Annotated in this window: 20 protein-coding genes and 1 pseudogene; 13 read left to right on the top strand and 8 right to left on the bottom strand. The window is 67.0% G+C overall.

The genetic code is table 11. The annotated features are described in order from the left end of the window. Window positions 1-22 precede the first annotated feature (22 nt). Genes nth through LK459_RS06700 form a run of 4 tightly spaced genes read left to right on the top strand, consistent with a single transcriptional unit; the run spans window position 23 to window position 3508 of the window. On the top strand, window positions 23-709 hold the full coding sequence (gene nth, locus LK459_RS06715; protein ID WP_007240066.1) for an endonuclease III: 687 nt from the start codon (window positions 23-25) through the stop codon (window positions 707-709). Continuing rightward, a complete protein-coding gene (locus LK459_RS06710) occupies window positions 709-1455 on the top strand; it encodes a TlpA family protein disulfide reductase (protein WP_227922335.1) in 747 nt (248 codons plus the stop codon). Before nth ends, LK459_RS06710 begins: the two co-directional genes overlap by 1 nt. Then, complete coding sequence (locus LK459_RS06705) at window positions 1452-2309, top strand: NUDIX hydrolase (RefSeq protein WP_227922333.1); 858 nt, start codon at window positions 1452-1454, stop codon at window positions 2307-2309. The genes LK459_RS06710 and LK459_RS06705 overlap by 4 nt, the downstream gene beginning before the upstream one ends. Then, window positions 2306-3508: a MarP family serine protease gene (locus LK459_RS06700; protein WP_007237549.1), complete on the top strand. Its 1203-nt coding sequence runs from the start codon at window positions 2306-2308 to the stop codon at window positions 3506-3508. Before LK459_RS06705 ends, LK459_RS06700 begins: the two co-directional genes overlap by 4 nt. A 16-nt stretch (window positions 3509-3524) precedes the next feature. Here LK459_RS06700 and LK459_RS06695 read toward each other — a convergent pair whose 3' ends face one another. The 5 genes from LK459_RS06695 to acs all read right to left on the bottom strand — a co-directional run bounded on the left by LK459_RS06695 (window position 3525) and on the right by acs (window position 8951). After that, window positions 3525-4481: an alpha/beta fold hydrolase gene (locus LK459_RS06695; protein WP_007237550.1), complete on the bottom strand. Its 957-nt coding sequence runs from the start codon at window positions 4479-4481 to the stop codon at window positions 3525-3527. 3 nt (window positions 4482-4484) lie between these two features. Then, entirely contained in the window at window positions 4485-5006 is a 522-nt protein-coding gene (locus LK459_RS06690) for a phage holin family protein (protein ID WP_007237551.1), read from the bottom strand. A gap of 107 nt (window positions 5007-5113) precedes the next feature. Then, window positions 5114-6133: a HEAT repeat domain-containing protein gene (locus LK459_RS06685; protein ID WP_007237552.1), complete on the bottom strand. Its 1020-nt coding sequence runs from the start codon at window positions 6131-6133 to the stop codon at window positions 5114-5116. Continuing rightward, on the bottom strand, window positions 6120-6785 hold the full coding sequence (locus LK459_RS06680) for a HEAT repeat domain-containing protein (RefSeq protein ID WP_007237553.1): 666 nt from the start codon (window positions 6783-6785) through the stop codon (window positions 6120-6122). The genes LK459_RS06685 and LK459_RS06680 overlap by 14 nt, the downstream gene beginning before the upstream one ends. Window positions 6786-6998: 213 nt before the next feature. Further along, complete coding sequence (gene acs / locus LK459_RS06675; RefSeq protein WP_007237554.1) at window positions 6999-8951, bottom strand: acetate--CoA ligase; 1953 nt, start codon at window positions 8949-8951, stop codon at window positions 6999-7001. A gap of 250 nt (window positions 8952-9201) precedes the next feature. Here acs and LK459_RS06670 point away from each other — a divergent pair, with 250 nt between their 5' ends. Further along, window positions 9202-9957 carry an oxidoreductase gene (locus LK459_RS06670; RefSeq protein ID WP_227922331.1) on the top strand — a complete coding sequence of 252 codons (756 nt, stop codon included), beginning with the start codon at window positions 9202-9204 and terminating at the stop codon, window positions 9955-9957. Window positions 9958-10419: 462 nt separating this feature from the next. Here LK459_RS06670 and LK459_RS06665 read toward each other — a convergent pair whose 3' ends face one another. Further along, entirely contained in the window at window positions 10420-10614 is a 195-nt protein-coding gene (locus LK459_RS06665) for a hypothetical protein (protein ID WP_138985175.1), read from the bottom strand. 676 nt (window positions 10615-11290) lie between these two features. On the opposite strand from LK459_RS06665, the gene ssd reads away from it, so the two are divergent. From ssd to LK459_RS06630, 7 genes and pseudogenes are all read left to right on the top strand, one after another. Continuing rightward, complete coding sequence (gene ssd / locus LK459_RS06660) at window positions 11291-12352, top strand: septum site-determining protein Ssd (protein ID WP_039993504.1); 1062 nt, start codon at window positions 11291-11293, stop codon at window positions 12350-12352. Further along, complete coding sequence (locus tag LK459_RS06655) at window positions 12349-13563, top strand: TadA family conjugal transfer-associated ATPase (protein ID WP_227922330.1); 1215 nt, start codon at window positions 12349-12351, stop codon at window positions 13561-13563. The genes ssd and LK459_RS06655 overlap by 4 nt, the downstream gene beginning before the upstream one ends. 556 nt (window positions 13564-14119) lie before the next feature. Next, window positions 14120-14398, top strand: a complete 279-nt coding sequence (locus LK459_RS23220) for a hypothetical protein (protein ID WP_007237867.1) — start codon at window positions 14120-14122, stop codon at window positions 14396-14398. After that, the gene (locus LK459_RS06645) at window positions 14395-15012 is read left to right on the top strand and encodes a type II secretion system F family protein (RefSeq protein ID WP_007237866.1); all 618 of its coding nucleotides are present in this window, start codon (window positions 14395-14397) and stop codon (window positions 15010-15012) included. The genes LK459_RS23220 and LK459_RS06645 overlap by 4 nt, the downstream gene beginning before the upstream one ends. 116 nt (window positions 15013-15128) lie before the next feature. After that, window positions 15129-15362 (top strand): DUF4244 domain-containing protein, encoded by a 234-nt coding sequence (locus tag LK459_RS06640; protein WP_007237865.1) that lies wholly within the window; start codon window positions 15129-15131, stop codon window positions 15360-15362. A 1-nt stretch (window position 15363) separates the two neighbouring features. Further along, window positions 15364-15740 (top strand): annotated as a pseudogene (locus LK459_RS06635) (TadE family type IV pilus minor pilin). A 41-nt stretch (window positions 15741-15781) separates the two neighbouring features. Beyond that, entirely contained in the window at window positions 15782-16183 is a 402-nt protein-coding gene (locus tag LK459_RS06630) for an Rv3654c family TadE-like protein (protein ID WP_227922329.1), read from the top strand. A gap of 86 nt (window positions 16184-16269) precedes the next feature. Here the strand turns inward: LK459_RS06630 and LK459_RS06625 are convergent, their stop codons facing one another. Then, a complete protein-coding gene (locus LK459_RS06625) occupies window positions 16270-16803 on the bottom strand; it encodes a hypothetical protein (RefSeq protein WP_007237862.1) in 534 nt (177 codons plus the stop codon). A gap of 322 nt (window positions 16804-17125) precedes the next feature. On the opposite strand from LK459_RS06625, the gene LK459_RS06620 reads away from it, so the two are divergent. Next, the gene (locus LK459_RS06620; protein WP_233425440.1) at window positions 17126-19999 is read left to right on the top strand and encodes a helix-turn-helix transcriptional regulator; all 2874 of its coding nucleotides are present in this window, start codon (window positions 17126-17128) and stop codon (window positions 19997-19999) included. Window positions 20000-20054: 55 nt separating this feature from the next. On the opposite strand, the gene LK459_RS06615 is transcribed toward LK459_RS06620, so the two are convergent. Next, entirely contained in the window at window positions 20055-22382 is a 2328-nt protein-coding gene (locus tag LK459_RS06615; protein WP_007237859.1) for a LuxR family transcriptional regulator, read from the bottom strand. Between the last annotated feature and the right edge of the window lie 260 nt (window positions 22383-22642).

Genomic DNA, 22642 nt, shown 5'->3' with positions numbered 1-22642 from the left:
CCTGGTGCGTCGTGCTCGCCGGATGAACCGTGAACTGAAGGTCGAATTCCCACACGTCTACTGCGAGCTCGACTTCACCAACCCACTCGAACTGTCCGTGGCGACCATCCTGTCGGCGCAGTGCACCGACGTGCGCGTCAACATGGTGACCCCCGCCCTGTTCGCCAAGTACCGCACTGCTGCCGACTATGCGGGCGCCGACCGTACCGAGCTCGAAGAGATGATCAGGACGACCGGCTTCTACCGCAACAAGGCCAACTCGATCATCGGCCTCGGCCAGGCGCTGGTCGAACGCTTCGACGGCGAGGTTCCGCACACCCTGAAAGAACTCGTCAGTCTGCCGGGCTTCGGCCGCAAGACCGCCAACGTGGTGCTGGGCAACGCCTTCGACATCCCGGGCATCACGGTCGACACGCACTTCTCGCGACTCGTCCAACGGTGGGGATGGACCACCGAGACCGATCCGGTGAAGATCGAGCACGCGGTCGGCGAGCTGTTCGAGCGCAAGGAGTGGACCAACCTGTCGCACCGCGTCATCTTCCACGGCAGGCGCGTGTGCCATGCGCGCAAGCCCGCGTGCGGGGTGTGCGTGTTGGCCAAGGACTGTCCGTCGGTCGGACTCGGCCCGCTCGACAAAGCCGAGGCGGCCAAGCTCGTCAAGGGACCGGAGACCGACCACATCCTCCAACTCGCAGGGATATCCGCCTAGTGAGTTCTTCAGCGACCACGTCCGGTCCGGACACACCGACACCGCCGGACGACGAGCCGTCGAGCGAGCGCCGTCGAAGCCGTTTTCCCACGCCACTGCGCTGGACCCTCGTGTTCTTCGTGGTGATGATCGCGCTGATCGTCGCCATCTGGCCACGCGATTCAGGTTCTGACGGCACTGCCTCGCCGACTGCCGACCCCGGCGTCGCCGCGGTGCCGGATGCCAAGGTCGACGACGCCGCACTGGCCAGGGCGCGCGCTGAGGCAGCTGTGCAGCCATGCCCGAACACCGGGCTGCCCGCGTCGAACAACGCGGCGCTCGCAGGAGTCGTTGCTCCATGTCTGTCGGACGGGAGCGCCTACGATCTCGGCGCCGGAACCGCGGGCAAACCCGTGTTGGTCAACATGTGGGCGGTGTGGTGTCTGCCGTGCCGCCGTGAACTCCCGGTTCTCGCTGAGTACGCGCAACGCGCAGGCGATCGGGTTACGGTGCTCACCGTGCATGCCGAACAGGGGGCGGGCAATCCGTACGCGGTCCTGACGTTCCTGCGCGAGATCGGCGTCCATCTCCCGACGGTCCTCGACGTCGACGGCAAGGTCGCCGCCGCGTTGCGGGCGCCGAGGGTCTTTCCGTCGACCATCCTGATCCGGCCGGACGGCACCATCGCCACGACCCTCCCGAAAGAGTTCGGCAGCGCCGACGAGGTCGCCGATGCCGTGCGCGACGCCACCGGTGTTGCCACGTGACCCATACCGATCATCCCGCGCGGGAACCTCATGTGGGGCAACTCGTCGACACCGAGCAGGTTCCGCCGTGGCTACGGCAGCTCACCGGCAACGTGACGGCCGTGACCGACAGCGTCCTCGGCCGCGGCGGCGATCGCACACGGTGGGCGTCGATGCTGCGTCGTGACCGCCGTGCGGCGTCGGTGCTGATCCTGTTCTCCGGCTCGTGGGATGCCGACCCCGATTACCCCGGTGGACTGCCGGCAGACGCCGAGGTATTGCTCACCGAGCGTGCGCCGACGCTGCGTCAGCACAGCGGGCAGGTGGCTTTCCCCGGCGGCTCGTTCGATCCGGGCGACGACTACCCCGTCGGCACCGCGTTGCGGGAGGCGACGGAGGAGACCGGACTCGACCCGCGGGGCGTCGACGTGCTGGCCAATTTGCCGAGCTTTCCCGTGCCGGTGTCGAACTTCGAGGTGATACCCGTCGTCGCGCACTGGCGAGAGCCCGGACCGGTCGGCGTCGTCGACCGTGCGGAGACGTCGCGTGTGGCTCGCGTGAACCTGCGGGAGATGTTGGCACCGGAGAACCGCTTCCAGGTACAGCGCTCGGTGCTCGGGGCCCGTGCCTACCGCGGTCCCGCGTTCTTCGTCGACGGGTTGCTGGTGTGGGGTTTCACCGGTGGACTCATCGCGGCGGTCAGCGACGCGTCGGGGTGGGATGTCGGGTGGGACCACAACGACATCCGGCCGCTGGAGGAGATGATCGAGCGAGCGGGGTCGCAGCAACTCAGCGGCTTCCCCACGGTGCGTGACGAGTCGCGTGCCGGTGACGACGGTCGGGGTGCGAAGACCTCCGAGGACACCTCACGGTGAGCGGGTCGACGTGGGTCGACGTCATCGTCATCGCGATCGCGTTGTTGGCTGCGCTGAGCGGCTGGCGTCAAGGTGCGGTGGCTTCGGGGCTGGCCGTCGTCGGCGTGATCCTCGGCGCGATCGCCGGCATTCTGATTGCGCCACATGTGCTTTCCCGCATCGACGATCACGGGATGCGGCTGGTCGTCGGAGTCGCACTGCTCGTGGTGCTGGTCATCGTCGGCGAGACGTCGGGAATGGTGCTCGGACGAGCAGCGCGCGGCGGCATCAGGTCGACGGCACTGCGACACGTCGACAGCGTGATCGGGCTGATGCTGCAGGTGATCGCGGTGTTGGTCGCGGCGTGGCTGCTGGCGATCCCGCTGGGTCGGTCGTCGTCACCCGAGATCGCCAGTGCCGTGCGTGGATCCACCATCCTGGGCGGCGTCGACTCGATTGCACCGACGTGGCTGCGCGACTTCCCGACGCGAGAACTCGGCCCGATGCTCGACGACTCGGGGCTTCCCGAGGTGATCGGTCCGTTCGTGCAAACCCCGGTCGCCAGCGTCGATCCTCCCGATGTGACGCTCGTGAATTCGCCCGCGGTGTCGCAGGCGCAGCCGAGTGTCGTGAAGATCGAGGGTGTCGCCCCGAGCTGTCAGCAGGCGTTGGAGGGCAGCGGTTTCGTCGTCTCGCCCGAACGGGTGATGACCAATGCCCACGTGGTCGCCGGTACGCGTCGACTGAAGGTCGAGACCCAGGCGGGCGACTCGCTCACCGCCAGAGTGGTCCTGTTCGACAGCCGCAACGACATCGCGGTACTCGACGTCCCCGGACTTCGCGCGAGTGCCCTGCAGTTCGACGATTCGTCAGCGAAACCGGGCACGGACGCCATCGTGCTCGGCTATCCCGAAGCCGGGCCGTTCAACGCCACCGCGGTGCGCGTGCGCGAAACCATCAACCTCTCGGGACCCGACATCTACCGGACAAGCCAGGTGCTGCGTGAGGTGTACACGGTGCGTGGCTCCATCCGGCAGGGTAATTCCGGTGGGCCGATGATCAACTCGGACGGCGACGTGCTCGGCGTCGTGTTCGGCGCCGCGGAGGACACCGCGGATGACACAGGCTTCGTCCTCACCGCCAAGCAGGTGAAGTCCGACCTCGACGCGTCGGAGCAGCGCACCGCTCGTGTGAGCACCGGGGAGTGCGTGCACTCGTGACAGGCCAGGGGCGGCGTCAGTTGTCGCCTGGTGCAGCCAGCAGATCGGCGAGCAATTTGCTCACCTCCACCGGACGTTCCTGGTGGGCGAAGTGGCCACTGACCGGGATGGGACGGTAGTCGAAGTCCGACGCCCACTCTGCGCTCGCAGCAACCGACTCGTCGGTGATGTACGGATCGTCGACGCCGCGTATCGCGAGCACGGGGATGGACAACCGCTTCTCCATGAGGTCCATGAATCTGACGCCATCCGGACGGAACTGCGAACGGAACACCCAGCGCTGGTACTCGAGACTGCAGTGCGCGGCGCCCGGTATCTGGATTGCCGATCTGTTCTTGTCCACGGTGTCGGCGTAGTCGGCGGTGTCGCGCCACAGCGGTCCGGAGCGCTCGGCGAAGTACTCGGCGACGAATGCGCCGTTGCGTCGCGTCAGGCGACGCTCCGCCAGGCGGGGCACCTGATTGCTCAGGAAGTTACCGAGGAACGACGACCGTTGGTCGGGGTCACGCAGGACGTCTCGTCGTAGCACTCGAGGATGCGGTGAGGACACGACGGCGATTGCGCGCACCGCTCGAGGGTGCAGGGTGGCTGTTGCCCAGCACCCCAGCCCGCCGTCGGCGTGGCCGACGAGCGTCGCGCGGGTGTGGCCCAGTGCGCGGATCAGACCGTTCGTATCGCCCGCGAGGGTCCAGCCGTCATATCCCCGCGGGGGTTTGTCGCTGTCGCCGAAGCCGCGCAGATCCACCGCGACCGCGCGGTACCCGGCTTCGGTGAGGTCGACGAGCTGGTGTCGCCAGCTCCACCAGAACTCTCCGAAACCGTGGAGCAGCAACGCGAGCGGGCGGTCGGGATCCGACTGCGCGGCGCCCTCGTCGACCTCGACCGCGTGGAACCGCACGCCGTTGGCGCGGACGTCGAGGTGACGCCAGGGCCCGGAGAACCGGACGCTGGACGGGTCGGGGGCCGCGGCCAAATGTCAGGCCTCGCGCGCGGGGGGTATCGCCGGATGGCTGCCGTCCTGTGCGGCACCGGCCTCGTGACGACCCGGCAGGACCGTCTGCACTTCTTTGACGCTGTTGATGGTCTTCTTCGGCCCGCGGACCTTCTTGAACACCACGTAGCCGACGAACGCCGCGATGAGCGTGATCAGAACGAGGATGCCGAACACGATCAGGAATGCCGCCCAGCGCGGAACCCACTCGTCGAGAAGTTCTGCGAGGAAGAAGAAAAAGAAGAAACTTGCGTAGAGCGCCATCACGCCCGCGACGATCAGCAGCCCCGTGCCGGTGCCGGCCTTCTTCGCGTCGTCGACCAACTCGGCCTTGGCCAGAGCGACCTCGGACCGGAAGAGCGTCGACACGCTCGCGGTGGCGTTCTTGACCAGACTGCCGACGCTGGCTTCACCAGACGAGTCGCGGTCGGCATCACTCAGCGGGATCGACGGTGTCTTCCCCCCGGCGTTGCGGTAGTCGGACCGGCCGGACTCGTTTCCACTCACAGCATCCTCCGTCTTTGGGTTCTCCTGCCATATGTTGCCATGCGCGGCTCGCAACGGTTGTGCCCGCCGCCGCGTCGACGTGGCGTGTGTTGGATGAGTCTCCGGGGTCACGGGGTGCCGGCGTCCGCCTCGGAACGCCGTTGTCGCAGCGTGGCAAGGGCGGCGACGGCGGGCTCGACGTCGTCGACGTGGGCGACGAGAATGCTCGCTGCGACCGGACCTGGCAGTTCCACGAGCGCCTGGGCCACCCTGCTGCGCGCCGATGACTCGAGGTTCCCGTTCTCGAGGAGTCGGCCGAGTCGGGTCGCGATCGAGTCGGACACCGACGCGGTCTGCGCGAGCTCGCTGAGGATGTCGGCGGCGTCGACGTCGTGTGCGCCTTCGACGATCATCGTCACGAGTGGTTCGAGTACCTCGAGGTGTCCTCGGGCTCCGAGAGCCAGAGCCGCGGTGTTGCGGACCGCAACGTCGGCGTCGGTGAGCGCGCTCCGCAACACCTCGACGGCGGAGTCGGTGTGCAGTTTCGCGATTGCCTCGACCGAGCGGCGCCGCACCTCGGGCTGCGGTGAGTCGAGGCCTGCGGCGAGTGCCGTCTCGGCTGCTGGGTCGGCGGCGTCGGCCAGGGCCCAGAGGAGAGCGCCCGCGACATTGGTATCCGTCTCTGCCAGAACGGCTTTCGCGAGCGCCTCCGCCGAGAGGCGACCATCGCTCGCGGCCAGTGCTGCGCGTTGACGGCGCGTGGCCGACCCGGAGTCGAGGTCCTGCAGGATCCGGACCGTTTGCAGCACGTCCAGCCAGTCTGCGGGTGCGGAGTCGGCGATTCGGGTCAGCAGGGTGAGCAACTCGGTGTCGCGCGAGAGTCGTCGGCGGGTCTGATCGATGAGGTCGTCGACCATCGCGGTGGGCTCCGTGGATTCCGGTGTGTCCAACAGCGCTGCCATGCTGGCCAGCGGCACACCGAGCGCGCGCAATCCGATGACTCGGAACAGTCGTGCGATGTCGTCGGGGGAGTAGTCGCGATAGCCGCCCGACGTGCGCGTCGTCGGGCTCACCAGGCCCAGTCGGTCGTAGTGCCGCAGCATCCGGACGCTCACGCCCGAACGCCGCGACACCTCACCGATGAGCATCGGGGTGCTCGATCGGTGCGCCTTGAAGTGTCGCAGCCCTGCGTGCCTGCTCGACCGCGGCGGAGAAGTCGGCGTCAGGGTCGGCCAGCAACCGTCTGGTCGCTAGGGCATGTACGCGGACGGCTTCGGAGTTGCTCGACGCCGCGACTGCGAGCGCATCCTCCGCAGCGGTTCCCAGTTCGGCGAGGGCGCGGCTGAGGCTGCGCCGGACCTCGTGATCCCCACGGCCCAGCTCGGTGACCAGTTCCGCGGCGAGGTCGGGCGCGCCCTCTTCGGACACCAACGTCACGGCGGTGCGCCACGCGGTCCGCGCGACCTCGTCGTCCCGATCGTGCAGTAGCGCGGCGACGCGCTGGTACACGGCGCGATCGCCGAGTTTGGACAGTGTGTGCAACGCCTGACTGCGTGCTTGCGGCGCTGGGGAATCGAGCTCCGCGACGACGCGTGGCACGGTGAGTGCCGCCGCCTGCCTCGTGATCGCCCAGGTCAGCATGTCGCGGACGAAGAAGTCGGGCTCGACACTGCTGCGTCTGACCAGCTCGTCGACCACCGTGGTGTCGGTTGTGGCGGGTGCGGTCCCCGCTGCGAGCGCGGCCCGTAGCCGAGTCGACGAATCCGGCGCCGACAATGCGTCGATCAGTGTGTGAGTCATCGCGATCACCTCCGGAATCCAGTCAAAACCCTGTCATCGTGTCAGGGTCAAGCCCGGAATCGCCGTGATCGCCGATCCCACGGAAGCGGCTCGCCCGTTTCCACTCATTTTCTTGCTCACCGACGGCGCCGACCTGGTCCTTTGCCGGTGGGCGCTGTGGAGAGTGACTGGAATCGGGCGAGCCGTCGGGATGTCGTCGTATTCGGTGTGCGCTCAGACCCGTCGGCTGCGGATCGCCTCGAACACCGACGGATCCACGAGCGTCGAGGTGTCGCCGAGTTCGCGGCCCTCGGCGACATCCTTCAACAGGCGTCGCATGATCTTGCCCGAGCGGGTCTTGGGCAGTTCGGGAACCACGTTGATCTCGCGCGGCTTGGCGATCGGGGAGATCTCGACCGAGACCTGCTCACGGAGTTCGGCGATCAGTGCGTCGCCGGTGTTCTCGACACCTTCGCGCAGGATCACGAAGGCGACGATGCCCTGGCCGGTCGTCTCGTCCGCGGCACCGATGACCGCCGCTTCGGCGACGCCGGAGTGCCCGACCAGTGCCGATTCCACCTCAGCGGTCGAGATGCGGTGGCCGGAGATGTTCATGACGTCGTCGACTCGGCCGAGGACCCAGAGCGCACCGTCCTCGTCGTAGCGCGCACCGTCGCCTGCGAAGTACCAGCCCTGCTCGGCGAACCGTGACCAGTAGGTGTCGCGGTAACGCTCCTCGTCGCCCCAGATGCCGCGCAGCATCGACGGCCACGGCTGATCGAGGACCAGGTATCCCTGCTCGCCTGCACCGACGGGCTTGCCGTTGTCGTCGACGATGTTCGCCGAGATGCCCGGCAGCGGAGCCATCGCCGAACCGGGCTTGGTCGTGGTGACGCCGGGCAGCGGCGAGATCATGATCGCGCCGGTTTCGGTCTGCCACCAGGTGTCGACGATCGGCGCCTTGTCGCCGCCGATGACCTCGCGGAACCACTTCCACGCTTCGGGGTTGATCGGTTCGCCGACGCTACCGAGCAGACGAATCGACGACAGGTCGTGGGCGTCGGGAATCTCGCGTCCCCACTTCATGAAGGTGCGGACGAGCGTCGGGGCGATGTAATAGGTTGTGACGCCGTATTTCTCGATGATCTCAAAGTGGCGGTGTTCGTTGGGCGAGTTCGGGGTGCCCTCGTAGACCACCTCGGTCGCGCCGTTGGAGAGCGGCCCGTAGACGAGGTACGAGTGCCCGGTGACCCAGCCGATGTCTGCACCGCACCAGAAGACGTCGCGGCCTTCCTTGTGGTCGAAGACGTAGTGGAAGGTGTAGCTGGCCTGGGTGAGGTATCCGCCGGAGGAATGGACGATGCCCTTCGGCTTGCCGGTGGTGCCCGAGGTGTAGAGCAGGAACAGCGGATGCTCGGCGTCGAAGGCTTCGGGTTCGTGGTGATCAGACGACTCGTCGACGGTGTCCTCCCACCACACGTCGCGGCCGTCGACCCAGTTCAGATCGGGATCGTGGTTGGTGCGGCGCACGACGAGGACCTTCTCGACGGACTTCGCGGCGTCGTCGCCGGTGCCGAGTGCCTCGTCGACCGCGGTTTTGAGAGGTGCGGGCTTGCCGCGGCGGAACTGGCCGTCGGTGGTGATGACGAGTTTGGCTTCAGCGTCGTCGACGCGAGAACGCAACGCACCGGCCGAAAAGCCCGCGAAGACCACGGAGTGGGTCAGGCCGAGACGCGCACACGCCAGCATGGAGATCAGCGCTTCGGGCACCATCGGCATGTAGATGGCGACCCGGTCGCCCGCGACGAGTCCGATCGAGGCGAAGTAGTTGGCTGCCTTGGAGACCTCGTCTTTGAGCTGGCTGTAGGTGATGTCGCGCGAATCGCCCGGTTCACCGACCCAGTGGATCGCGACGCGGTCGCCCTTGCCCGCGGCGACGTGGCGGTCGACGCAGTTCACCGAGACGTTGAGCTTTCCGCCGACGAACCACTTGGCGAACGGCGCGTCCGACCAGTCGAGGACCTGGTCGAAATCGGTGTCCCAGTCCAGTCGACGTCCCTGCTCCGCCCAGAATTCGAGACGGTCTGCGTTGGCGTGGTCATACAGCGCCGCCGTGCCGTTGGCCTGGGCGACGAACTCAGGCGACGGCGGGTATGCCTTGGCAGTGGGTTGTGCAGTGGTGGACATCTTTGAACAGTGCCTTTCGCTCTCGGTACGCGTTCGGTGTGGCCTGCCGACGTGAGGTGAGACGGGCCGGGGTCTCATAGTGAGGGTAGTCACGTTGGGGTGGCGTTGCACCGGCCCGGGGGGCGGCTGCGCCGAGGTGTCGGTTCGCTGCGACGAGCGGTCGTGGGGCAGTGTGCACCGACAGTGCGTCGCCAACCCGTGGATGGGGGTCGGCAGGGCGCGTGCGAGTGATCGATTACCGTGGCGACCTGTGACCACCGATCCTCTCGCGCCGCTCGTGGAGTTGCCCGGCGTGCGCGAGGCCGCCGATCGTGCCCGCGATGCGCTCGGCGCCGTGCACCGGCATCCGGCGAACCTGCGCGGCTGGAACAACACCGCGACGGAGGCGTCGTGGCGAGCGGGTCGATCGTCTGCGGCGATCGACGGGGGGAGCGTCGAACTCAGGCGCGACGGAGACTTCGACGACCCGATCCTTGCCGGCGCGATGCGCGTGGCCCAGGCGCTCGACGGTGATTCGCTCGAGCAGTTGACCTCGGTGTTCCGCCGTGCGCCCGCGCAGGCATTCGCGCGGTTGCACGTGCTCGCCGCCAGCGATCTGGTCGAGGACCCGGAACTACTCGGACGGCCTCGGCCCGGTGCGCAGGTGGCGGCGCGGCTCGACCTGCTCGGCCAGTTGATCACCGGCGCGACGTCGGCGCCTGCACCGGTGGTGGCCGCAGTGGTCCACGGCGAACTGTTGACGCTCGACGCATTCGGTAGCGCCAGCGGTGTTGTCGCCCGTGCGGCATCGAGACTGACGTCGACGTCGAGTGGACTGGATCCACACAACCTCGGGGTTCCCGAGGTGACGTGGTTCAAGAAGGTCGGCGAATATCGTTCGTTGGCAACGGCATTCGGCTCCGGTGATCCGGCCGCACTGGCCGCATGGATCGTGTTCTGCTGCGAGGCGATGGTGGCGGGAGCGACCGAGGCGAAGTCGATCGCCGACGCCGCTCGCGCGGGATGAACTCCCCCGCAGTCGATTTCAGGCGTTGAATCCGGTTGTGGTGATTGGGTCCGAGGGCCCGACCCCGGACAGCACTGCGGGCGGCCCACCTGTCTGTCGACAGGTTGCCGCCCGCGTAGCACGGACCCAAGTTACCAAGCGTGCTGCGGTGGGTTGTGGTCACCGCCTCGGCGAGGAATCGCTTCCGCGAGAACAGGTCTCCTTCGTCGCGCTGCCCTTGCTCTCTGGTCCGCTCACGGCATCCGTCGATGTCGGTGCCGGACGAACTCTCGGACCAGGCGTGGCGCTGCAGGTGTCGGAGTTGTTGCTCGTAGCCGCGATGTCGCAGGCGCACAACACTTGTGCCTAATGCGGCGTGCTCCGCGTGGGTGCTTGCCGCCCGTGCTGGGAGTGCTCGTCGGGGGGTTCGGTCCTTCTCTTCCGGCTCGAACTTTGCTCGACGAGGTTTCCGTGATTTACGTTCTACACCGTGATCGACGTCACATCAAGCCCTCTCATCAGACTGATCGACGGCACTGCAACGCGGATGGGATTCGACGCGGTGTGCGCCGGGGTGTGGGCGACACGTCTGCGCAGTAGTGCGCCATCGGCCGGCCGTGCGCTGTAGCGCACCATCCCGTGGCTGTGGCGCACCATCCCGTGGCTGTAGCGCACCATCCCGCGCGTGTGGTCGGGCAGCTTCGTGAGGCGACTTCCCGTTGACGCGAATGAACATCCGACAGCAATGACCGACGCCGGCGAGACCCGCCGGGGCGCGCGATCAGCCCGATTCTCGGGTGACATCCGGTTAGACATCTTTAACTGCGTCGTGTGCAACGCTTCGCGCACTCAGTGTTTTCGCAGTTCAGGGCGGTGTGTGTCGCAGTTCGGGGACTGGCGACGCCAGCGCATGACCAAATATCGTAAATGCGCGCGATGAGTGTTCTCACCTGCGGTTGGAGTGTGTATAGTCGGTATCACCCGGTTCTTGATTGAGCCGGTGCCTTTCAGCCCGACCCCCCGGGGCTGAAACGCGACAACCCCGGCCCCCTCCCCCCCTGGCCGGGGTTGTACTCTGTCTGGGGGTCGTTTGTCTTTTCAACTTCTTCTGCAGATCAGCGCCTTCCGCGTCCGACGTGGGTGTCTGCGCGGCGACTCTGTGAGATTACCCCTTTGAAGCCGCTATTCACCACACCAAAGCGCGGTGCGTGGGAAAATGTGCTGACCATCACGATGAACAAGCATACGTTGTCGGTCACGCAAGTTTATCCACAGTGGCAGGTATGTCCACAGATTCGGGCGCAGTGAGCGCGTCGAGATCCGGAGCCGGTACCCGCCGCACATGCTGACATGCATGTCCGACCACCTGCTCTCCCTCGTAGAAGACCCTCTGCTCGACGACGTCGCACGATGTGCGGCGGCGGCCGGGTACAGGATCGTCTCGGGCGACGCCCACGACTGCCGACGTGACTGGTTGACAGCACGAGCAGTCCTGGTCGACCCGCCCGCGGTCGCAGTACTCGCCGAAGGACCACTGCCCCGGCGTGGTGGTGTCGTGCTCATCTCCGACGTAGAACCCGCGTCGCGCACCTGGCGCGATGCGCTCGACCTCGGCGCCGTCGACTCCGCCGTTCTGCCGATCGACGAAGCACATCTCGTCCGCATCCTGACTGAACTGCGGTTGCCGGCACCGCAGCAGGCCGGGGCCTTCGCATTCATCTCCGCCCACGGAGGGGCCGGTGCGTCGACGCTCGCTGTCGCGAGTGCCCTCGCCGCGGTCGACAGCGGCGAGCGCGTGTTGCTGCTCGACATCGACGACCTCGGCGCGGGATTGGACCTCACGCTCGGACTGGAAGGGCGGGAGGGCCTGCGCTGGCAGGATCTGTCGTTCGACGATGGTGCGGTCAACGGTGAGTCACTCCGCAACGCACTACCGCGCTACAACGAGATGCTCGCGGTGGTGACGGGGCGACGTGACGGCTCCCGACCACTTGCCCTGAGCACAGTGCTTGCCGCGGTCGATGCGGGCCGCGCACACGGAGACCTCGTGATCGCCGACCTCCCGCGCGCCGACACTCCCGTGGTCCGTGCCGTTGCCGAATCTGCCGAGTTGGTTGTCGTGGTGACGACACCGACGGTCGCGGGTACCGCGGCCGCCCGACTGCTGATCGATCGATTGTTGACGACGTGTGCACGGGTCGAACTCGTGATCCGAGGGCCCGCTCCCGGCGGACTGCGTGCGGCCCATGTCGCCGATACCGTCGGTGTGCCGCTGATCGCGACGATCCGTCCTGATCCGCGATTGCCCGCCCGCCTCGAGGCCGGTCGAATGCAGGTGGCACCGCGCAGCCCACTGGGTCGAGCAGCGCGGTCGGTTTACGCCCGGTTAGCTGACGCCAGGGCGGTGGGCCTGTGAGTAGCGCAGCGCCACAGAGACCACTGCGTCCTCAGGACGGTTCCGCGCCCTCCGACGAAGCCCTGATCGACCGCGTGCGTGAACGGCTCGCGGCTGAGTCGGCCGAGCCGACTGCCGCGGTGATCGCCGAAGCCATACGTGCCGAGTCGGGTGGAGTACTCGGCGACACCGACCTGCTCGCAGCGTTACGCCATCTCCAGACAGAACTCACCGGCGCCGGACGACTCGAAGTACTCCTCTCCGAACCGGGCGTCGCTGACGTGCTCGTCGTGGGGCCGACGCGGGTGTGGGTCGACCGTGGCAGCGGTCTCGAACCCACGGACGTCACGTTCGACGACGATGCGGCCGTCCGACGACTCGCCGCACGGTTGGCACTCGGCGCGGGAAGGCGACTCGACGATGCACAGCCGTGGGTCGACGCCCAGTTGACCTCGCTGGGTCGGCGTGGACTGACAGTGAGACTTCACGCTGTCATCCCACCTCTGGCGGCCGATGGCACCTGCATATCGCTACGAGTGTTGCGTACAGCGGGAATGGATATGCGGGGCCTGATCACCTCGGGTGCGATCCCCGACGAACTGGTCGGCGTGCTCGAGGCGATGGTTGCCGCGCGCCTGGCCTTTCTCATCGTCGGCGGCACGGGTTCGGGCAAGACCACGCTGTTGAACGCGCTGATCGGCGCAATGGATCCGGCCGATCGTGTGCTGTGCGTCGAAGACGCGCTCGAGCTCTCGCCTGCACATCCGCACGTGGTCCGTCTCGTCGCACGGACGTCGAATGTCGAAGGGCGAGGTGAGGTCCCGGTGCGGGTACTGGTGCGCCAAGCGCTGCGAATGCGGCCCGACCGCATCATCGTCGGTGAGGTTCGCGGTGCGGAGGTCATCGATCTGCTCACCGCGCTCAACACCGGCCACGAGGGCAGTGGCGGAACGTTGCACGCGAACTCGACGTCGGAGGTACCCGCTCGCATGGAAGCTCTTGCGGCTCTGGGTGGCATGAATCGAGAGGCGTTGCACTCGCAGCTCGCGGCGGCGGTGCGAGTGGTCGTCGGGGTCAGTCGGACCGCCGGTGGCGCGCGGGGCGTCGTCGAGGTCGGTCTCGTCTCGCGCAACACCGAGGGCTGGGTGACGATTCTGCCGATCTGGTTGCGCAGCAGTGGGTTCACCGAGCATCGTGCGGAGTTCGACGCACTCGTCGAGGAGCGCCTGTGAGTCTCGTGCTCGCGGCATTCGCGATCGCTGTGACGTGGTGGCCGGCGAGTCGGATCGAGAGTCGCATGGAGTCGGTGGCCGGACGCGTTGGTGCACAACGAATCCGTGTGTCCCCGGCCGTGCTCGTTCTGCTCTGCGCGCCGATCGTGGCGCTGTCGGTGGGCGGGTTCGCAGGCGCAGGGGCGTCGTCGATCGTCGTGGCACTTGTCGTCTGGCTGCGTCGGCGTAGGCGTCGGACGGCCGAACACGAGGAACAGCGCGACGACATGCTGACCGCATTGGGGTTGATGATCGCCGAACTTTCCGTGGGGGCACCCCCGGCTCGCGCGTGTGCTGAGGCAGCACAGGAGCTCTCGCGTCAGCGCGGTGCGACCTGCGAGGTCGCCGAGGGGCTTACGGTATTGGCGGCTCGCGCCGAGCTGGGCGGTCGCATCGTCGTCGACCAGGACGACGCGCATGGCGTTTCACGGTCCCGGCAGTCCGCCTCGACGTCGACGTTGCAGTCATGGCGGCGTATCGCGGTCGCGTGGCAGACCGCTGAGCATCGGGGGTCCCCATGGCGGACCTGCTCGAGGCGCTACGAGCCGATCTGGTCGCGCGACGCGCATTCACCGAGCGCACTCGCGCCGGGCTCGCCGGGCCGAGGGCGACTGCGGTTGTGCTGGCCGGATTGCCTCTCCTCGGAATCGGTCTGGGTCAGGCAACCGGCGCGCAGCCCGTTCAGGTGCTTCTCGGCGGAGGTCTCGGTGGTGCGCTGCTGGTGATCGGGACCGCACTGGTGGCTGCGGGCATGATCTGGACCGAGCGCATCACCGACAAGGTCGTGCGCGGATGACGGCGACATCGCTGGCGTTGATGCTGCTCGCCGCCGCAGCATGGCTTCTGCCGCCCCAGCGCTGGTTGCTGTATCGGGTGGTCGAGCCTCCCGTGCGCCCGCGAGGTGAACCACGGTGGCTCGGTGCATCGCGTGACGTCGACGACCCATTCGCCGTGGCGGCGGCGCTCGACCTGTTCGCGGTGTGCCTGCGTGCGGGGCTCACGGTGCCAGCAGCGGCGGTCGCGGTTTCGCACACAGCGCCTGCGGCATTGGCGCGGCCGCTGACGGAGACCGCGGAACTCCTCGAACTCGGTGCCGAACCCGAGCGCGCGTGGTCGACGCAACCGGTGGGTGAGGGTGCTCGTCGCAAAAAAGGCGCGGCGGATCATTTCGAGCAGTTGTCGATGCTCGCGCGCCGGTCGGCGAGGGCGGGGTCGGCGCTGTCGGTGCAGGTATCCGAACTCGCCACGGAGACCAGGCGTCGCGCTCACGACGATGCGCATGCACGCGCCGAGCGCGCCGGTGTGCTGGTGAGCGGTCCGCTCGGTCTGTGCTTCCTACCCGCGTTCGTCTGTCTCGGCATCGTGCCCGTGGTGATCGGTCTGGCAGGCACCACGCTCGCCGGGCTCTAGACATGCACTCCGTCGAGACGTCGCCAGGTTTTTCCAACCCGATGGATCTCTCGCCGGGGTCTCAACGTCAAAGCACCACCACACCAATCAGTTCCACCCGAATGAAAGGTCGACCCATGAAGATCAACGATGCCACCCGTACCGCGGCGCAACGATTCACCACCCGCACCAATGCCACTCTGACCAGACTGATGACCGACGACGAGGGGATGAGCACGGCCGAGTACGCGATAGGCACGATTGCTGCCGCCGCTTTTGGTGCGATTCTGTACACGGTGGTCAGCGGCGACAACATCGTCAGTGCGTTGACCGGAATCATCACCAAGGCGCTCAACACGTCGGTGGGCTGAGATGCGTCTGCGACGGATGGTCGACGACGAGTCGGGGATGGTCACCATCGAAGGGGCGTATGCGATTTCGGCTGTCGTGGGGTCGTGATCCTGGCGGTCGGCGTGATCACCGCGGTGACGGCGCAGATTCGCTGCGCCGATGCTGCGCGTGAGGTGGCCCGGTTGACGGCTGCCGGTGATGATCACGCGCGTGCTGTGGGTGAGCAGATCGTGCCCGGTGCGCAGATCTCCATTGCGGTGCAGGCCGACCGGGTCGTTGTCGACGTCCGCCGGAGCGCTCCGATGATGCCGGGATTGACGTTGTCGGCGCGGGCGGTCGCGGTGCCCGAACCCGAGGGCACTGATCAGGTGATCATCGCGCCCGGAGTGTCGCGGTGAGGTGGCCACGTCGCTGCCTGTCACCCCGATGCGCGGAGAGGATGTGTGCCGAGCGACTGCCTGTGTCGATACGACACATCCGGCTGCTTCGCGACGACGACGGCTACGCGACCGTGGCAGCGGCAGGTGCGATCGCCGGTATCGCGGCGCTGCTCGTGTTGGTGATCTATGTCGGCGCCGCGACCTTGGCGCGGCACCGAGCGCAGTCGGCGGCCGACCTCGCGGCATTGGCTGCCGCGGCCGATCATTTTGCGGCGCGGGCTGATCCGTGTGCTACTGCCAGATCGGTCGTTGGAGAGCAACGACCGCGCGCCGAGGTGTTCGAGTGCAAGGTCGTCGGCGACGACGTGGTTGTCGGTGCTCGGGTATCTGTCTCGTTGGGGGCCTTGGGAATCCACGCCGCGTCCGCCCGCGCCCGGGCAGGGCCGGTCGATGACCCGTAGACGTCCTGGTTGCACCAGGTGAGCGAGTGTCCCGCGGCCGCGAAGCCTGACATCTGCAGCACCGACACGTGAGGGGGATGGTGGTGTCAGAGCGCGTCGTCGCCGATGTGGATGCGCTTGGGGTACACCCGCGTCGAATCCATCGGGGCGAACCACACATGGGAGAACGAGACCTCGGCGTCACCCCGATAGGCGAGGCGCAACCGCTCGCCCCTGGTGTTGGGGATGCGTGGCTGCACGGCGTCGACAAAGGGCGCCCAGTGCACCACTTCGCTTTCGGTGAGGAAGGCGCCCGCGGCGGCGTGGACGTCGCCGGAATCGCTGTCGGCAGCGAGGTAGACCTCGCCGAGTGCGGTGGCGATTCGCGGACCAACCATCGCACTCTGCAGGTACCACTGCGCGTTGTCGACGAGGTCGGCATCCAAACGTGCCGTGCACCACGCGAAGTGGATATCGAGCGCGTCGAGGGCCTGAGCCTCTGAGAAGAAGACGTCGGTCTCGCCGATCGACGCAGGCAGCTGATCGGCGGAGCCCGTCGGGCGCGCCAGCAGGAAGAACGCGGGACGCGCACGGGTAATGAGTGGCGACGGTGTCACGCGGTCGGGGGTCCCCTCATGCATCGTTCAAGTATCCCTGAGAACAGCCTGTGACAGGAGGTCATGGCGGGATTCGGTCTTTTTCGAGTCTTCGCGCGACCACACAGGAATCGGATCGATCGGTCTGCCGAGACCGCGAAGACCGCGAATACGCTGGTCATCGGTGGCGACGGCGAGGGTGGTGAGATCCCCACCCGTTCGATCGGGCAGTGGCCCAACCGGCGATGACGCAGGCGGCGGGGGTGGTCCGATATGTCCGCGATAGGCTGCGTGAGCAGCGGTCGGGTGCTCTGCGGGGAGTGCCTGTCCCGGTCCGCTCTCGTCGATGTCGTCTGGCCTGCGGGAGATGAACGGGGTGTCAACCGAAACCGTCACAGAGTCGTCCGGCAACGTCGCCGACGCTGTCGCCCGAGGTGCGTGCGGCCAGATGAGGCGGCTCGGGTCACTGATCGGTCGTGAAGGTGAGCAGGCGGCGCTCGCCGATCTCGTCGCAGCTGTGATCGCCGGCGATCCGTGCGACGCACTCGTCCGGGGAGCGCCCGGTACGGGAAAGACGGCGCTGGTGACGGCCGCCGCACACGAAGCACGACGAGCTGGTGCGATGGTTCTCCATGCGCGTGCGGTCGCTGTCGAACAGAGCCTGCCCTACGCAGTGCTCCAGGTGCTGCTGCTGCAGCATGTGGACGGACCGGCGTACGCCCGGCGACCCGATGTGCGACCGGACTACGTCTCGACCATTCGCCTCGCACTCGGACTCGACGTCGGACGGGTTCCGTCCGCAGCGGAGACCGGGTCTGCAGTCCTCTCGCTGGTCACCGAAATCGCCTCCGATACTCCGGTTCTCATCGTCGTCGACGACCTGCACCACGCCGACGAGGAGTCGGCAGTAGTCCTCGAGAGCATCCTGTCGGCACGATTGGCGAGGGTCGGTGTGCTGGCCGCGGCGTCGACAGACATTCGATGCGCCACAGGGCCGAGCACCTATATCGACGTCGGACCGCTCGACAACGATGCGGCGGCTGTCGTGCTGCGCCGAGCTCATCCGCTCATGGCTGCGCAAGTTCGGCGCCGCATCCTGCTGAGCGCCGGAGGCAACCCGCTGGCACTTCGCGCATTACCCGCGGAGCTACGCCACGATCAGCTCGACGGCTCGGCGTCGTTGCCCACGGTGCTACCGATGTCGACTGCATTGCGCACCAGACTGTTTCCGGACACCCCGGTGCTCCCGAGCGCGACGCGACGCATGCTCCTGATGCACGTCATCGACCCTGCTCTGCCAGTGGACGAACTCGTGACTGCCTTCGACGGGGCGTCGTTGCCGGAGCTCATCGCGCCAGCCGCGCGCGCAGGACTCGTCGAGGCGCACGGGTTGGCGTCGACCGCGGGGCCGGGTGCAGCCGAATTCCGTTTCCGGCGACCGCTCCTCGGCGCAGCGCTGATGAGTGCGGCCACCGACGACGAGCGGTCCTCTGCCTATCGTTCGCTCGCACGGTGCGCGCGACGAGCCACCACGGACGGGTTCGAGACGCACCTGGACGAGCTCGAGAGCTGTGTGATCACGGGGTTCGACGACGCGTCGGCTGCTCGGCTGGAGCGCGACGGCGAAGCCGATCTGTGGACAGGGAATTGGTCCCGAGGCCTGTTCCGGTTGCGACGTGCGAGCGAGCTGACCAGTGACCCTCGCGAACGTCATCGCAGACTCGCGCGTGCCACGCAGATTGCCGCGCGCGTCGATCACGCTGCTGCACAGCGGATGTTCGTCGACATGCAGACAGGGCAGCGACACTTCGAGGACTCGATGACCGACGCACTCGCAGCGTCGGCGATCATCGTGACCGACGACGACGGCGACGTCGACACCGCCTATCGGATGCTGCGGGAGGCACTCGAACGCACTGCCCCGCACGACCCCGACGATCCGCTCGTCGTCGAGGCGGTGGAAGCTCTTCGTGAGTTGTGCTGGCTCGGTGGGCGGACGTCGTTGTGGGAGGGATACCGACAGGTCGTGGGTGCCTCGTCGTCGAGTTTGTGGTCGGCGATCTGGAATGGGCCGGCGACGCTGTCGACCGACCGTCGCAAGTCCCTCGACATGCTGATAGCCCGACTGTCGGTTGAGGATTCGCCACTGCGGATCGCCGGGATTGCAGAGATGGCGGCGACGTTCGATCGGATCGACGAATGCCGCGGAGTGCTCGAAGACCTAGTCAGCATTGTCGACAGCGGTATCCGCAGTAATCTTCGCACTCCTGTCGGCGCGTCGATCGCTGCCGTCTGGGCGATGTTGTTGCTCGCGCAGGACGCTTTCCACCGGGGTGAATGGGACAGGACGACGGAACTGGCGCAGCAGGCCAGGTATGTCTGCGATGTCGACCGGCGCGCTTATCTCGGATGGCTCGCCGACTATGTGCTCGGCACGGTCGCCGCCGCGCGAGGAAACGTCGACGAGGTGGAGGATCTGGCCGCTCGCATGTGCTCCTGGGCCCTTCCGCGACGCGCATTCGTGTTCATCCGACTCGCTGAACACCTGCGGGCGCTGGTCGCCGGTGGGCAAGGAGATGTGGGCTCGGTCTACATCCATGCGACTGCTGTCAGCCCCGTCGCAGAGCTCGACCCCTACGTCACGATGTCGGCAACGGTAGCGTTCGATGTCGTTCGATCGGCGACACGCACAGGCCGCGACGACGAGGCGCGAGCACATGTCGCTGCCATGGACGAGATGCAGCTGTGGCGAATCTCGTCCCGGACGGCGATGATCCACCTCGCATGCCGAGCACTCGTCAGCAGCAGCGACCCGCGTCGGTTGTTCGAGCAGGCACTCGCAGTTCCCGGGGCGGAGCAGTGGGTGTTCGAGTACGCGCGCATCCAGTGCACCTACGGCATGGAGCTGCGTCGTGGACAAGAGCTCGTCGCAGCGAGACGCCACCTCGAGGCTGCGCGGTCGACGTTCGAGTCGCTCGGTGCGACCTCGTGGGCTGCGCGGGCGCAGGCGGAGCTCGACGCCACCGCCCCCACGCGCAACGTATCCGTGGATGAGCCTGCTTTGACCGCATACGAGCGGCGTATCGCGTCGATGGTGACGTCAGGGCTGTCGAACAAGGAGGTTGCCGAGCGCCTCGACATCTCTCACCGAACGGTCGGAAACCACCTGTACCGGATCTACGCCAAATTGGGTGTCGCGTCTCGCGTGGAGTTGCGCGACGCTCTTGCCGCGTCGAGGTAGGCCGGCGAAACGACGGCCCAGGGCGCGAGAGGCCGGGTGATTCGGTGTCGCCAGATCAGGCGAACACTGCGCAGTCACGCAACGCGGTACGAGACCGTACGCCCACGGCACGGTAAACGTGTGAGAGGTGACTGCTGACCGTGCTCGGGGAGATGCCCATCCGGGATGCTATGGCGCGGTTCGACATTCCCGACACCGCCATCTCTGCGATGCGTCGCGCGGTCGCAGAGATCTGGGGAGACGAGCCAACCGACGAGATGGCGGCAACCGGCTCGCCGAGCAGGCGCAGTTCACCGCTCGCGCGTGCCGACCAGTGTCCGGCTCCCAGCACGGTGAAGGTCGAGAGCGCTTGGTGGAGTTGCTCTCTCGCGGCTCGGACATCGCCGCTCATGCGCAACCGGTGACCGAGGTGCAAACGCACTCGCGCGAGGTCGAACGGCCAGCGATCGGCGCCGGGAGTACCGACAGCGCGCGCAGCCACCTCGCTGTCGTCGGTGAGGATCGCAGACGAACACAAGCGCAGAAAGGACAGGCGAGGGTCCGCGGTGTCGGCGACGTCGCTCAGCCCTGCGAGTATTGCCCGCGTGGCCGACTGTGATCCGGTTTCCCGCGCGGCTTCGGCCAGATCGATCATTCCGCGGTCGCCGCGGGCGATGATGTCGACCGGCCCGTCCTTTCCTGCGCGGAGCAGTCGTAGTGCTCGTCGTGGATTGCCGGTACCGATCGCTGCTGCGGCGTACAGAAGGTTTCGATGCCGCATGACGCCGACACCGTTGGCCATCCAACCGGGGGCGGTGCTCGTGAGCAGTGCGATGTCGAGTTCACCGCGGTAGGCAGCCAACAGATGGCGCGATCGTGCCAGGTAGGCGTGCGCGTACAGTTGCAGACCCGACGCCGCGCACAGGGCCATTCCGTCGTCGAGTATTCGCTGTGCCTCGTCCCAGCGACCCGCACCGAGATAGTGCGAACCGAGCATCCATGCTGCGCACACCGACGACGTCACGGATGACCGTGGATCCGACCACACCCTGTGCAGTGCTGCACGCCACCAGTAGCTACTACTGCGGGAGGTGGCGACGAACGCACTGCGCACTATGTCGGCCGCGTCCGCGGTGTGCTGCAGTGTGGCGATGAGTCGATCGAGCCAGTTGTCGAGAGGGTCCGCTGATGCCGGGGAACTCGAACACATCTGTGCCGCAACGCGTGCCCACTCGGGCGCCACAGCTTCATGCTGTGCGACGAGTGCCGCGAAGTCCGCCCAGAACTCGGGCCGGTCACCGAGATGGCACAGTTGCAGAAGTGACCAGAGCGCGTCGTCGAGCATGCGATCGCCGGGGCCCGGCGGGTGCGCGCGGATCGCTGTCGCGAACGTGCGCTGCGCCTCACGGATGGATTCGGGGGCCTTCGCCGACAGATATGAGCGTGCAACGACCGCCTCGAGTGACCGGGTCGCACTCGGGTCGACACGGAGCGCCTGCTCGAGAAGAGATGTGGCGGTGGGGATGTCGGCGTTCGCGGCGGACACGAGCGCCGACGCAGCAGCAAGTCGCCGAGCCTTCGCAGCAGGATCGACGGTGCTGGCGGCACTGAGTCTGAACGTCTTTGCGGCGGTGTGGGAATCGCCGTGTCGCAGTGCTTGCGCTGCGCAGCGCTGTAGCAGGTCGGGGCTTCCATCGTTGCGGAGTCCCACACCGGCGTGTTCGCTCCCGACTGTCGCCGACGAGGTCGCTGCGATCGCGAGGTAACCGGCACGAACGAGTTCACGCGGAAGGCCGTCGGAGCGGCGAGTGATAGAACGTCGCGTGGGGGCGTCGATTGTAGGAAAATGCTGTCGCAGGAACAGATCTGACGCATGCCCGTCTAGCGAAGTGATCGGCAGCGCGACGTCGACTGCGTGTCTGGGCAAGCCGACGGCACCGGGCGAGCATGCCGTGACCAGTTTGACCCCGGTTCCCGCAAGTCGGCGACTCAGATAGGAGAGGGTCTGCGCGGCAGCGTCGTCGAGCCTGTCGGCGTCGTCGAGACAGATCATCAGGCGATCAGAACGTGTCGTGCGTGCCAGGCTCAGGAGCATCTGGCGCGATGTGATGTCGGTTGCGTCCGAGTCGTCCCCGCACCGCGTGGGTTGCACCGGGACAGGATCGGCGGAGTCGCGAAGTTCCGCGGCCACCGCTGTCAGCGCCGCGTGGGAACCCTCTCTCGCGTCGATTCGTACGACGCGTGTCCCCGCGTCGGCTGCCATACGTTCCGTCGCGAGCAGCAGGGTGGTGAGTCCGGTCCCCGCCACGCCGACGAGTGCTGCGGAGTGGTCCGTCGTGGACGTGACGAATTCGGCCAACTGCGCCAGCACATTGTCGCGCCCGACGAGACCGTGTGACTCCACCGATCACCACCCGTGCATGTGAGTCAAGTTACTTGTCAGTACGAATCACAAGATAGACCACAGCGACGGTGGCGAATTGTCCGGGTTGGTGACCGTGCGGGCAGGACAGACATGCGACGGTGCCCACGACCTTCCCGAGCAGGTCGTGGGCACCAGATCGCGGGTCAGTCCGACGCAGATCCGCCAGACGATCCGCTGGTGCTCGCCGCGCTAGCTGTACTGACCCGGGACGTTAGGTACGGCGTTCGGCGAGTCGACGT

This window comes from Gordonia otitidis, from assembly GCF_020735545.1.
Lineage (GTDB): Bacteria > Actinomycetota > Actinomycetes > Mycobacteriales > Mycobacteriaceae > Gordonia > Gordonia otitidis.
The sequence above is the reverse complement of the archived record's forward strand: the minus strand, read 5'-3'. Positions and strand labels throughout refer to the sequence as shown.

Excerpts from the sequence above, each read along its gene's own strand:
- nth (WP_007240066.1), top strand. The coding sequence starts at position 23 with ATGAACCGTGAACTGAAGGTCGAATTCCCACACGTCTACTGCGAGCTC.
- LK459_RS06685 (WP_007237552.1), bottom strand. The coding sequence starts at position 6,133 with ATGCTCATCGGTGAGGTGTCGCGGCGTTCGGGCGTGAGCGTCCGGATG.
- LK459_RS06680 (WP_007237553.1), bottom strand. The coding sequence starts at position 6,785 with ATGACTCACACACTGATCGACGCATTGTCGGCGCCGGATTCGTCGACT.
- acs (WP_007237554.1), bottom strand. The coding sequence starts at position 8,951 with ATGTCCACCACTGCACAACCCACTGCCAAGGCATACCCGCCGTCGCCT.
- LK459_RS06665 (WP_138985175.1), bottom strand. The coding sequence starts at position 10,614 with ATGGTGCGCTACAGCCACGGGATGGTGCGCCACAGCCACGGGATGGTG.
- ssd (WP_039993504.1), top strand. The coding sequence starts at position 11,291 with ATGTCCGACCACCTGCTCTCCCTCGTAGAAGACCCTCTGCTCGACGAC.
- LK459_RS23220 (WP_007237867.1), top strand. The coding sequence starts at position 14,120 with ATGGCGGACCTGCTCGAGGCGCTACGAGCCGATCTGGTCGCGCGACGC.
- LK459_RS06645 (WP_007237866.1), top strand. The coding sequence starts at position 14,395 with ATGACGGCGACATCGCTGGCGTTGATGCTGCTCGCCGCCGCAGCATGG.
- LK459_RS06640 (WP_007237865.1), top strand. The coding sequence starts at position 15,129 with ATGAAGATCAACGATGCCACCCGTACCGCGGCGCAACGATTCACCACC.
- LK459_RS06630 (WP_227922329.1), top strand. The coding sequence starts at position 15,782 with ATGTGTGCCGAGCGACTGCCTGTGTCGATACGACACATCCGGCTGCTT.
- LK459_RS06625 (WP_007237862.1), bottom strand. The coding sequence starts at position 16,803 with ATGCATGAGGGGACCCCCGACCGCGTGACACCGTCGCCACTCATTACC.
- LK459_RS06620 (WP_233425440.1), top strand. The coding sequence starts at position 17,126 with ATGAACGGGGTGTCAACCGAAACCGTCACAGAGTCGTCCGGCAACGTC.